This is a genomic window from Flavobacterium procerum (genome assembly GCF_042431625.1).
In the GTDB taxonomy this organism is placed as follows: domain Bacteria; phylum Bacteroidota; class Bacteroidia; order Flavobacteriales; family Flavobacteriaceae; genus Flavobacterium; species Flavobacterium procerum.
Genome location: NZ_JBHLYW010000008.1, coordinates 108,171 through 121,124 on the forward strand (window position 1 = coordinate 108,171; position 12,954 = coordinate 121,124).

The window sequence follows — 12,954 nt, forward strand, 5'->3', positions numbered from 1 at the left end:
TATTACTGCTGCAAACGTAACATAAGCAAAAACAAAAACCTTACGGCATTCCACATTAACAAATACTTTTCTTTTTTTTTATGCCTAAATCTTAAAAAATAAACTTTGTGGAGAAACCAAAAATTATCAACTTTTACTAGAACTTAACAGCGTTAAAAAATTACATTTTTAATAACAAAAAACACAATCACAAACTAAAACAATTCCTTACTTTTGCATCTTCCATTTTTTTTAATCACTTATGAAATTATTATATACCTACATCATCAAACATAAAATGTTATTGTTTTTTGCTTTGATAATGGCCACCATAAACATTTGTTTCAGTTTATCAGACTCAGTAATCACCGGAAAATTAATGCAGGATTGCGGTGTTGGCATCACAAAATACAAAGGCAATGAAATCGGATTTATAAAATCATTGGCCTTCTGGCTTGGACTTTCGCTGGGTGCGGCCATGATTTCCAGAATTACCAAAAACTTTCAGGATTATTTCACAAACGTTGTTATTCAACGTACAGGCGCGCAAATGTACACGGACGGAATTAAAAAGTCTCTTGATTTGCCTTATGCCGAATTTGAAGACCAGCGAAGCGGTGAAACTTTAAGTAAATTAACTAAAGTTAGAATTGATTCTGAAAAACTGATTACCCTTTCGATTTCTCTAATTTTCCAAACCATTATCGGATTTATCTTCGTTATAGTTTATGTTGCACGTATTGATTTACGTATTTCGATTATCTTTTTAATTACAGCTCCAATTATCGCTTTGGTAAGTTTGTATTTAGGAAAGAAAATCAAAATCGTTTCTCGTAAAATTGTAAATCAGACCAATGCATTGGCGGGTTCTACAACCGAAAGTTTACGAAACATCGAGCTTGTAAAAAGTCTTGGACTAACCTATCAGGAAGAAAAACGTTTAAATCTGAATACGTTTAAAATTCTTCAATTGGAATTGGAGAAAATCCGTTTTATCAGAAGTTTGAGTTTTATTCAGGGAACGACCGTACATTTTTTAAGAACTTGTGTTGTTTTCGCTTTGTATTACTTCTTATTTGGAGGAAAAATTATCGTTGGAGACTTATTGACAATGGTATTTTTTACGTTCTTTATTTTTGGACCTTTACAGGAATTAGGAAACTTTATTATTGCATTGAATGAAACAAAAGTTTCTATGGAAAACTTCAAAAACTTATTGAGCGCTCCAAAAGAGTTCCGTCCAAAAAATCCAAAACATATTGGCGCAATTCAGAAACTGCTTTTCTCAAATGTGAGTTTTCAGCATAAAACAGCTAAGTTTAAAGCGGTAGAAAACATTAATTTTGAAATCAAACAAGGACAAACCGTTGCTTTTGTCGGGCCGTCAGGTTCAGGAAAAACGACCTTAGTAAAATTATTGGTCGGTTTATATACGCCAGCCGAAGGTCATGTTACTTATAATGATATCGATTCTACAGATGTTGATTTACTCGATTTAAGAAAACAACTTGGTTTTGTAACGCAAGATGCGCAACTGTTTTCGGGAACGATTCGTGAAAATTTACTTTTCGTAAAACCAAACGCAACCGATGAAGATTTATACGATGCCTTAAAACGTGCGAGCTGTGACAAACTTTTAAGACGTGCAGAAGACGGCTTAAATACCACAATCGGAGAAGGCGGAATCAAAGTTTCTGGTGGCGAAAAACAGCGTTTGTCAATCGCAAGAGCCATTTTAAGAAATCCGAACTTATTGATTTTTGATGAAGCAACTTCTGCTTTGGATTCCATTACAGAAGAGGAAATTAATGATACTATTCGAAATATTTCAGATAAAAACAGAATCACGGTTTTAATTGCGCACCGTTTATCAACCGTAATGCACGCCGACAGAATTTTTGTTTTGGAACAAGGAAAAATCATCGAACAAGGCAAACACGAAGATTTGATTGTCGAAAAAGGATTGTATTACGCGATGTGGCGCCAGCAAATTGGGGAGCGTAAATAATCTTTTTTCACTAAGAAATAATCTCGCAAAGACGCAGAGTCGCAAAGTTTTTTTAAGCTTTGTGACTCTGCTTTTTTCTAAGATTTAAAGATTTGAAACTACTCTTTTTATTCCGTACTTAATCATTGGCACATTAAAGTTAATCAGCAAACCTAATTTCATTTTTGTGATTTTTAGGTACGTTAAGACTTGTTTGGCATGTATATCTGTAAGTTGCTCAATTGATTTGATTTCCAATATCACTTTATTTTCGACTATTAAATCAGCTCTAAAACCAATATCTAAATTTATCTGATTCCAAATTACAGGCAATACTTTCTGCCTTTCTACACTTAAACCTCTTTTAGTTAATTCATGAAATAAAATTGCTTCACAAACAGATTCCAATAATCCAGGTCCAAGTTTTACATGTATTTTATAACAAATATCAACTACAACTGTTGAAATTTCATTCTCTGTCATCTTTAAAAAATTTAAGTTTAAACTTACAAAATAAAAACTTAAAATAAAAAAGTCGCAAAGCATTAATACTTTGCGACTTTGCGTCTTTGCGAGATTAAAAAAATTACTTTACGAAATCTTCAGCTTTAGAAAGTGCCTCAGCAATCCCTGCAGCATTTTTTCCTTTTCCAGATGCGAAGAAAGGTTGTCCTCCTCCATTTCCTTCAATATATTTACCTAATTCTTTGATTACTGCATTTGCATTTAAACCTTTACTTGCAACCAATTCTTTCGAAATATAACAGTGAATATTTGGCAAACCGTCTTCAATAGAAGCCAAAAACACAAAAGCATCTTGTTTTGAACTTCCTAAAGCAGAAGCCAAATCTTTTGTTGAAGCCATGCTTAAATCTACTTGTTTTGCAAGGAAACTTACACCATTTACTTCTTGGAAATCATTTTCTAAAACAGTTTTCAAAGCATTTACTTTTTCTTTTAACAACTGCTCAACTTGTTTTTTCAATTTTGCGTTATCATCCTGAAGCGAAGCAACTGATTTTAAAACGTCCTGCGGATTTTTAAGCGTTTCTTTTATTTCTGTAAGCGTATTTTCCTGATTTAAGTAGAAATCTTTAACTGCATCTCCCGTAATCGCTTCAATACGACGAACTCCTGCAGCTACAGCACCTTCAGAAATAATTTTAAAATGCCAGATATCAGCTGTGTTTTTTACGTGAATACCTCCACACAATTCTTTACTGTCTCCAAATTCAATCATACGAACAGTATCGCCGTATTTTTCGCCAAATAAAGCCATTGCTCCTTTATCCAATGCTTCCTGAATTGGGATATTTCTGTGTTCAACCAATTGCAATTGTGCTTCGATTTGAGCATTTACAGAAGCCTCAACCTTCTTGATTTCTTCATCAGAAACTTTGCTGAAATGCGAAAAGTCAAAACGCAGGTAATTTGGATTTACCAAAGATCCTTTTTGCTCTACGTGTGTTCCTAAAATGTTTCTCAAAGCCAAGTGCATCAAGTGCGTAGCCGAGTGGTTTTTAGAAGTTGATGTTCTTAAATCTGTATTTACTTTTGCAACAAAACCTGCTTCTAGATTTTCTGGAAGCTGTTTCGCAAAATGCAGAATCAAATTGTTTTCTTTCTTCGTATCGATAATTTCGATTGTTTCGTTAGCAGAAACCAATGTTCCTTTATCGCCAACCTGACCTCCTCCTTCTGGATAAAAAGGCGTATTGTCTAAAACGATTTGGTACAAAATACCGTCTTTTTTAGAATCGACTTTTCTGATACGAGTAATTTTTACCTCATTTTCAGTTTTGTCATAACCAACAAATGTTTCAACATTACCTGGAATCAAAACTGACCAGTCTTCCGTAGAAACTTCAGAAGCGGCACGAGAACGCGCTTTTTGTTTTTGTAATTCGACTTCGAACTCTTCTTCATTATAAGAGAAACCTTTTTCTTTCAGAATCAAAGCTGTTAAATCTTTTGGAAATCCGAAAGTATCGTATAATTCGAAAACTTTAGCACCAGAAACCTCTTTTTCTGACGTTTCAGCAACCACATTTTCTAACAATTGCAATCCTTGATCAAGAGTTCTTAAAAAAGAAGCTTCTTCTTCACGAATTACATTGGTAACCAATTGTTGCTGCGATTTGATTTCAGGGAAAAATTCTCCCATTTGGTCTGCTAGAACTTCAACCAATTTATTGATGAAAGGCTCTTTTGTCCCCAAAAATGTAAACCCGTAACGAATTGCACGACGCAAGATTCTACGAATTACGTAACCTGCTCCAGTATTAGATGGTAGCTGTCCGTCTGCGATTGCAAACGCAACTGCACGTACGTGATCTACCACAACACGAATTGCAATATTGGTTTTATCCTGCTCTTCGCTAATATTTTTAATTTCGTTTGAAGTATATTTTAAACCTGTAATCTGCTCTAATTTTTCAATAAGAGGCGTAAAAACATCTGTATCGTAATTTGATGTTTTTCCTTGCAAAGCCATACACAAACGCTCAAATCCCATTCCGGTATCTACATGCTGTGCAGGAAGTTTTTCAAGGGATCCGTCCGCTTTACGGTTAAACTCCATAAATACGTTGTTCCAGATTTCGATTACCTGCGGATGATCGTTGTTTACTAAACTTTTTCCAGAAACTTGTTTTTTCTCCTCTTCAGATCGCAAATCAACATGAATTTCAGAACATGGCCCGCATGGTCCTTGATCTCCCATTTCCCAGAAATTATCTTTTTTATTTCCAAGAATAATACGATCTTCATCTACTAATTCTTTCCAGATATCCCAAGCTTCTTGATCAAAAGGAACGTTCTCTTCAGCATTTCCCTCAAAAACAGAAACATAAATATTCTCTTTCGGAATTTTAAAAACTTCTGTCAATAACTGCCAAGAAAAATTAATCGCTTCTTTTTTAAAATAATCACCAAAAGACCAGTTCCCTAGCATTTCAAACATGGTATGGTGGTAGGTATCAATACCTACTTCTTCAAGATCATTTTGTTTACCAGCAACACGAAGACATTTTTGCGTATCGGCTATTCTTTTACTTTTTGGTGTCGAATTTCCTAAAAAATATTCTTTAAACTGGGCCATACCAGAATTATTGAACATAAGGGTTGGATCGTCTTTAAGAACGATAGGAGCCGATGGAACGATTAAATGTCCATTGCTTTTAAAAAAGTCTAAAAATTGCTTACGTACGTCTTGTGATTTCATATTTAAATTAGAAAATGTGTCAATTTAATGTGTCAATTTGAAAATTAGACAATTAGATAATTGTTTCATTTGATAATAGGTTAAGTTTTAAAAATGAACTCAAAAAACTTAAATTATAAACAATAAATTGTCTATTTTGCGCATTATCTTAATGATAAAATAGCCCCAATATCTAATCATTACTTCTTGTAAAAAAAATACGGACAACTGAAACATTTATCAATTTTGTTCGTCTAATTTATTTTACAAGCTGCAAAAATAGCGTATTTTAAAATATGGCGAAAGTAAAATATTATTACGACTCAGAAAATCTGGCTTATACGAAAATAAAAACCAGAAAACGAATAAAAGCAGGCTACGCATTACTGTTTTTGCTGGCCTCTGCGTTGTTCGGATTTTTAGTTTTTATTCTTTTAATCAACACTCCTTATTTTGAAACTCCAAAAGATCGTCTGCAAGCTCGTGAAATTGAAAATTTGAAATTGCATTACGCCATTCTAAATAAAAAACTGGATGAAATTGATGAAGCTGCTGAAGCTTTAGAAGAACGCGACAATAATATTTACCGAGTATATTTTAACAAAACTGAAATTCCAGATTCGATTAGAAAAGCTGGATTTAGAAATTCAGAAAAATACAAAACCCTTGAAGGATATAATAATTCGCAATTGGTTTTAAACACTACAAAACGAGTTGACAAGCTATCTAAACAATTGGCTATTCAGTCAAAATCATTAGATGAAATTTTGAAATTGGCTGGAGCCAAAGAAAATTTACTGCTTGCCATTCCTGCCATTCAGCCAGTGCAGAATGAGAATCTAAAACGTGTTGCTTCAGGATTTGGATACAGAATTGATCCTTTCACGAAAGTGCGAAAAATGCATAACGGAATGGATTTTACCGCTAACACCGGAGCTCCAATTTACGCAACGGGAGATGGAGTTGTAGAAAGAGCAGATAATACAGCATCGGGCTACGGAAATCATGTGGTAATCAGGCATGGTTTTGGATACGAAAGCTTGTATGCGCATTTGAGTAAATACAACTGTAGGCCTGGACAGCGCGTAAAACGAGGTGATGTAATTGGTTATGTAGGAAGTACAGGTAGATCCGAAGGTCCGCACTGTCACTACGAAGTACATAAAGATGGAAAAGTGGTGAACCCATTGAATTTTTATTACGGAAATATTTCGGCTGTAGAATATGTGGCAATTTCGCAGATGGCAAACCAAGAAAATCAATCATTAGATTAGTATTGTTAAAAAAGTAGTATTTTTGAAATAAAATAGAAAAAAACAAATCATGCATATTGAACTTTCCAAAGACAAAAGATATTACAGCATTGGCGAAGTGGCCAAAGCTTTTAATGTCAATGCATCATTGATACGTTTTTGGGACAGCGAATTTGACATCCTTAAACCTAAAAAAAATGCAAAAGGAAACAGGATGTTTACACCCGAAGACATTACCAACTTGCAGCTGATTTATCATTTAGTTAAAGAAAGAGGTTTTACGCTCGAAGGTGCCAAAATACATTTAAAAGAAGGCCAGAAAAAAACGTTAGATAAATTCGAAATAATACGTAAATTAGAATCCATCAAAACGCAATTAAACGACATCAAAAACGAATTGTAATTAAAAATTGAAATAAACTTAAATTAAACTAATATGAAAAAATGGTTAATCCCTGTAGGAATTATTGTGGTACTGATTGCAATAATTGCTTTTTGGTCAATTGGAATTAAAAATAACGGATTAAAATACAATCAGGCTGTTAATAAAGAATGGGGAAATGTTCAAACGGCTTACCAAAGACGTAATGACCTTATCGGAAACTTAGTAAAAACAGTACAAGGTGCCGCAGATTTTGAAAAAGGAACGTTGACTGCTGTTATAGAAGCTCGTGCAAAAGCTACTTCGGTTACTATTGATCCAAGCAATGTGACTCCAGAACAATTGGCGCAATTTAATCAGGCTCAAAGCGGAGTAACTTCTTCTTTATCAAGATTATTAGTTTCTGTAGAGCAATATCCAACTTTGAGAACTAATGAAAACTTCTTGAAATTACAAGATGAGCTTTCTAGTACAGAAAATCAAATTTTGACTGCAAGAACTCGTTTTAACGAATCAGTTCAAGCATACAATGGTTATGTTTTGGCAATTCCTAATAATTGGTTTTTAGGACAATATAAAGAAAAACCGTACTTTGAAGCTGTAGCTGGTGCTGATAAAGTTAAAGATGTAGAATTTAATTTTGATAAAAAATAATCTAAACAATGTCAAAAGTAGAAGATTTTTTAAGCAAGGAAGAAGAACAAGAAATTGTAAATGCCATTGTTGAGGCTGAAAAAAATACTTCTGGCGAAATTAGAGTACACATAGAAAAAACGACTTCTAAAGCTCATTATGACCGAGCTTTAGAAGTTTTTCATGATTTAAAAATGGACGAAACCAGACTGCAAAATGGTGTCTTGCTTTATTTTGCCGTAGAAGACCAAAAATTTGTAATCTGTGGTGACAAAGGAATTAACGATGTCGTGGCAGACGACTTCTGGAATTGTACCAAAGACATCATGGTAAACCATTTTAAAGCAGGAAATTTTAAGCAAGGAATAGTAGACGGAATTTTGAATGCAGGAGAACAATTAAAAAAATATTTTCCTTCTACAGAAGACGATACAAACGAACTATCTAACGAAATCTCAAAAGGATAAAAGAATGAAAAATTCCAAAAATAAAATCTTAAATTCCAATAGAGTTTTTCAGTTTACTTTTTTGCTTATTACATTTTTTAGCTGCAATATTATTTTTGCACAATTTACAATTCCAGAAAAACCAAAATTTCAGACTTCTGTTTATGACTATGCGAATGTCTTAAGTGCTTCTGAAAAAGATCAGTTAGAAAAAAAACTAATTCGTTATTCTGATTCTACGTCAACTCAGATTGTTGTGATTACCATCGAAAGCCTAAAAGGCGAAGATGTTAGTCAGTTGGCTACAAAATGGGCCCACACTTGGGGATTAGGCCAAGCAAAAGAAGATAATGGTGTTATTATTTTATTAGCCAAAAACGAAAGGAAAATCGCTATTAATCCGGGTTATGGTTTAGAAGATCGATTGACTGCTGGTATTGGCGGAACCATTATTCGTAATATTATAATTCCTGAATTCAAGGCAGGAAGTTACTACAGAGGACTTGACAAAGGAGCCGATGCACTTTTTGATGTATTTAAAGGAAAATACAAAGGCGAACGCAAAAAAGAACAAGGAGGGCAAGGTTTTCCGATTTTCCCCTTTATTATAATTGTTGTAATTATAATAGTTTTGCTGGTGCGAAATAAAAAAGGTGGCGGAAATTCAGGCAACAGCGGCGGAGGCGGTCCAAGCCTTCTAGACGTAATTATTTTGAGTAATCTTGGAAGAAACAGTGGCGGATTTGGAGGTTTCGGAGGCGGATCATCTGGCGGTGGCTTTGGCGGTGGCGGAGGCTTCGGCGGTGGTTTTGGCGGAGGAGGTTTCTCAGGCGGTGGATCAAGCGGAAGCTGGTAGATTCATTTTGTTTTGAAGTTTTTCTTGTTTCGGGTTTCAAGTTTAGGTTTCAAGTTTAAAAAATCATACATTTACACTTTACAATTTATTAACAGATGTTATCGCATAAAGCAAAATACGCCCTTAAGGCCTTACTTTATTTAGCAGAACAAGACGAAAATCACATTTCCAGAACAGTGGAAATTGCTGATGGCGCCAATATACCTAAGAAGTTTTTAGAACAGATTTTATTGGATTTAAAACGTGGCCGTTTTGTAAGCAGCAAGCAGGGAAAATTTGGCGGTTATTATCTGATAAAATCAAAAAATGACATCACTTTGGCAGAAATTCACCGATTATTTGACGGTGCAATTGCGCTTTTGCCATGCGCTTCCTTAAATTTTTACGAGCCTTGTTCTGACTGTAAAACCGAGTCTGAATGCAATCTGCGTCACGGTTTAATGCTGATTAGAGACAAAACTTTAAAGGCCATGGAAGGCATTACAATAGCCTCACTTGTAAAAAAATAAAATTTTTTTCCTAATTCCTAGTAAATCGATAGAATTTATATATATATTTGCCAAAAATATTTAACTAACCATTTACAAAATTTTAACCCCATGAAACTAAAATCAAATTCATCAGGTGTCACAAATCTTTTGCAAAAACAAAATAAACAATTCACAACTGTGAAAACTGCATCATCTATGATGTGTATGTGCTGGTAAAAAAATTTAATTCTAAATTCTACTAATCACATATACTTAATATAAAAAAATGAAAACATCTATAAAAAACATCTTTACTATACTTGCAGTCTTAACATTCTCAATTTCATTTGCACAAAACATTCAAGGAGTTGTAATCAATAACGAAAGCGTTCCCTTAGAAGCAGCGAATGTTGTGATAAAAGGAACCACATTTAGTACAATCACAGATTCGGAAGGGCGTTTTACTATCGATTCTCGAGGAAAACTACCTGTAACACTATTAGTTCAATACGTAGGTTATAAAACCACTGAACTCGAAATCAGTTCTATTCCTGTTTCTCCTATCAACATTACTTTACACGAAGAAAACAAATTGGTCGAAGTAGTTGTATCTTCAAGACGAAGAATCGAAAAAGTTCAGGATGTGCCCATCGCTGTTTCAGTTGTAACGGGTAAACAGGCAGAACAACAAGGAGCTTTTAACGTAAATCGCATTAAAGAATTAGTTCCTTCAGTACAACTATATTCTTCCAATCCAAGAAATACCGGAATCAACATCAGAAGTTTGGGATCTCCTTTCGGATTAACAAATGACGGTATCGATCCTGGAGTAGGATTTTATGTAGACGGAGTTTATTATGCACGTCCAGCTGCCACGACTTTAGATTTTATCGATGTAGAACAAATTGAGGTTTTAAGAGGTCCGCAAGGTTCTTTATTTGGAAAAAACACCACTTCAGGAGCATTTAATATTACTTCTCGCAAACCAAGCTTTACATCAGGAGCCGATTTTGAGTTAAGCTATGGTAATTATGCTTTTCTTCAGGCAAAAGCTTCTGTAACGGGAGCTTTAGGAAAAAAAGTAGCGGGACGTTTGTCTTTTTCGGGAACACAACGTGACGGTTTAATTGACAATGTTTCAACTGGAAGAGCGACTAATACTTTAAACAATCAAGGTTTTAGAGGACAGTTATTATGGACACCAACTCAAAATACGAATGTTACCTTTTCTGGAGATTTAACAACACAGCGCCCTGACGGATATGCTCAGGTAATCGCAGGAGTTGCTCCAACACAAAGAGCAGCTTACAGACAATTTAACGCGATTATTGCCGATTTAAATTACCAGCTTCCAAGCCAAAATGCTTTTGATCGTAAAATAGATCAGGATACACCTTGGCGTTCTGGACAAGATTTAGGAGGTGTCTCTCTTAATATTGACACCAAAATTGGAGGTGGTACTCTTACCTCAACAACTGCATGGCGTTTTTGGAACTGGGATCCATCAAATGACCGAGACTTTACAGGATTACAGGTTTTGGCTAAATCTCAAAACCCGACAAGACAAACACAAGTTACTCAGGAGGTTCGCTATGCCGGACAATTAACTTCTAAATTAAGCGGTGTTGCAGGAGTATTTTTTATCGATCAAACTTCACAAACAGATGGTACAGAAGAATCAGGAAACGCACAATGGAGATTCTCTCAAAGCACAACAAGTAACTTATGGAAAACACCAGGATTATTTGAAGGATACGGAATCAAAACGGATGCGAGAATCCGAGCGTCAAGTGCTGCAGTATTTGGGCAATTGGACTGGGCAATTACAGAACGCTTACACGTTTTACCTGGGTTGAGATATAATTTTGACAAAAAGGACGCGCACTATGCTCGTACAACATACGGTGGTCTACAAACAACTGATCCGCAATTGTTGGCTTTGAAAAGATTGGTTTATTCTGATCAGGCATTTGATTCAAGCACAGACAACACCGATTTTTCAGGAAACATTACAGTTAACTTTAAAGCGACTAATAAAATCAATATTTATGGAACTTTTGCGAAAAGCTACAAACCAGTGGGTGTAAACGTGGCCGGTCTTCCAAATAACTCTGCAGGTCAGCCATTACTTGAACTTGCGGTTATTAAACCAGAAAAAGTGTATCATTACGAATTGGGAGTAAAAACTTCTCCATTCAAAAACTCAATCTTCAACCTGACGTTCTTTAACACAGAAATTAAAGATTTCCAGACCAACGTTCAGGCTGCAGAATTAGGTGTAAACCGCGGTTATCTTGCAAATGCTGATAAAGTTAGTGTAAAAGGAGTTGAATTGGATGCTAGCTTTTTTGTCAACGAACATTTAACCATAAATGGAGCTGCAACTTATACAGATGGAAAGTATGACAAATTTACCAATGCGCCACTTCCTTTAGAAGAAACTGGAGCTCCGGTATCTTTCAAAGATGTTTCAGGTTCTGCATTGCCAGGAGCTTCGAAATGGGCAGGATCTTTGGGAGGTGAACTTTCTGATAGAGCGAAATTTTTTGGAAATTCAGGAAAAATCTTCTTCGCTGCCGACGGATATGCACGTTCTGAGTTTTCTTCAAGCCCTTCGGCTTCAAAATATTTAGTAGTTCAAGGATATGCAATCTTTAATGCCCGTTTAGGTTTCCGTGCTTCGCAAGGTTTATCTATTCACATTTGGGGACGCAACCTTTTTGATAAAGATTACTATGAGCAGTTACTTCCTGCAGGTGGAAATGCTGGACAGTACGCTGGTGTTCTTGGTGATCAAAGAACTTACGGAATTACATTTAAGTATTCACTGTAAGCGGTTGGTTAGTTTTAGTTAGAAAACGAGATTCATTAAAAAATGAGTCTCGTTTTTCTTTTGACGCAAATCACAAAAAATATTCTAAAACAGTTTTTTACACTATCTAGAAATAATTTTGTTTGTATAAATTCGCAACCTGAATTTTACAACATTGGATAAATCTTCTAAATTATTTCTTATTGTACTTCTCTGTATCAGCGAGTTTTTAGCAGGTCAGAATCAAAAGAAAATCGACCATCAGACTCTGACTTGGATTCGATATTACAATATTTTTCCTCTGACCGAAAAGTGGTCGCTACATTCAGAATTTGACAATAGAAGCTTCGTAAATCCTATTCATGAAAACCTTTTTGTCATACGAGTTCAAGGACGATATCGCACCAGCAAAACCATTGAATTGGGAGGCGGATTTGCATACTTTAATGTAAATACTCAGAATCCAGATGTCGATCCGGATTATTCTGTTCCCGAATATCGTGCGCAACAAGACATCACTTTTATTAATGATATTGCTAAAATTACTTTTCACAACCGTTTTCAGATTGAAGAACGTTTTATTCAAAAAGCAGATAAAAACGGACTTTTAAATGACTTTTCCTTTGCATACCGTTTTAGATACCGTTTGCAGTCTACTTTTACAATTTGGGAAAAAGAACAACAGAGTTTAAAAGGCACTATTTCTGATGAAATTCTATTCAACTACGGAAAAGACAACAAACGAAACAGCTTTGACCAAAACAGATTTTATGCTGCCTTGCGTTATCATTTTACCCCAAATCTTGGTTTAGAATTAGGTTATCTCAAAAACTTCCAAAGACGTTCCAGCGGCATCGATTTTTACAACCGTGATATTATTCGCTTCACAGTTTATCATAGAATTAATAGAAAATTTTAGATTTTAGAAAAAAAG

General features: G+C 35.0%; 11 protein-coding genes. 9 read left to right on the forward strand and 2 right to left on the reverse strand.

What is annotated here, in order from left to right; genetic code table 11:
• The first annotated feature begins 241 nt into the window (after positions 1-241).
• A complete protein-coding gene (locus ACFFLS_RS09720; RefSeq protein ID WP_379685222.1) occupies positions 242-1,987 on the forward strand; it encodes an ABC transporter ATP-binding protein in 1,746 nt (581 codons plus the stop codon).
• 84 nt (positions 1,988-2,071) lie between these two features.
• Here ACFFLS_RS09720 and ACFFLS_RS09725 read toward each other — a convergent pair whose 3' ends face one another.
• Positions 2,072-2,449: a GxxExxY protein gene (locus ACFFLS_RS09725; protein WP_379685219.1), complete on the reverse strand. Its 378-nt coding sequence runs from the start codon at positions 2,447-2,449 to the stop codon at positions 2,072-2,074.
• A gap of 103 nt (positions 2,450-2,552) precedes the next feature.
• Entirely contained in the window at positions 2,553-5,189 is a 2,637-nt protein-coding gene (gene alaS / locus ACFFLS_RS09730; RefSeq protein WP_379685217.1) for an alanine--tRNA ligase, read from the reverse strand.
• A 275-nt stretch (positions 5,190-5,464) separates the two neighbouring features.
• Here alaS and ACFFLS_RS09735 point away from each other — a divergent pair, with 275 nt between their 5' ends.
• From ACFFLS_RS09735 to ACFFLS_RS09770, 8 genes are all read left to right on the forward strand, one after another.
• The gene (locus ACFFLS_RS09735; RefSeq protein WP_379685215.1) at positions 5,465-6,442 is read left to right on the forward strand and encodes a M23 family metallopeptidase; all 978 of its coding nucleotides are present in this window, start codon (positions 5,465-5,467) and stop codon (positions 6,440-6,442) included.
• A 49-nt stretch (positions 6,443-6,491) separates the two neighbouring features.
• Positions 6,492-6,824: a MerR family transcriptional regulator gene (locus tag ACFFLS_RS09740; RefSeq protein WP_091492704.1), complete on the forward strand. Its 333-nt coding sequence runs from the start codon at positions 6,492-6,494 to the stop codon at positions 6,822-6,824.
• 33 nt (positions 6,825-6,857) lie between these two features.
• The gene (locus ACFFLS_RS09745; RefSeq protein WP_379685213.1) at positions 6,858-7,457 is read left to right on the forward strand and encodes a LemA family protein; all 600 of its coding nucleotides are present in this window, start codon (positions 6,858-6,860) and stop codon (positions 7,455-7,457) included.
• Positions 7,458-7,465: 8 nt separating this feature from the next.
• Positions 7,466-7,903, forward strand: coding sequence for a TPM domain-containing protein (locus tag ACFFLS_RS09750; protein ID WP_379685211.1), 438 nt, complete (start codon positions 7,466-7,468; stop codon positions 7,901-7,903).
• A gap of 4 nt (positions 7,904-7,907) precedes the next feature.
• Positions 7,908-8,738: a TPM domain-containing protein gene (locus ACFFLS_RS09755; protein WP_379685209.1), complete on the forward strand. Its 831-nt coding sequence runs from the start codon at positions 7,908-7,910 to the stop codon at positions 8,736-8,738.
• 95 nt (positions 8,739-8,833) lie between these two features.
• Positions 8,834-9,247 (forward strand): RrF2 family transcriptional regulator, encoded by a 414-nt coding sequence (locus ACFFLS_RS09760; RefSeq protein WP_135221884.1) that lies wholly within the window; start codon positions 8,834-8,836, stop codon positions 9,245-9,247.
• A 247-nt stretch (positions 9,248-9,494) separates the two neighbouring features.
• Positions 9,495-12,041 (forward strand): TonB-dependent receptor, encoded by a 2,547-nt coding sequence (locus tag ACFFLS_RS09765; RefSeq protein WP_379685207.1) that lies wholly within the window; start codon positions 9,495-9,497, stop codon positions 12,039-12,041.
• 154 nt (positions 12,042-12,195) lie between these two features.
• A complete protein-coding gene (locus tag ACFFLS_RS09770) occupies positions 12,196-12,939 on the forward strand; it encodes a DUF2490 domain-containing protein (RefSeq protein WP_379685205.1) in 744 nt (247 codons plus the stop codon).
• The last annotated feature ends 15 nt before the right edge of the window (positions 12,940-12,954 follow it).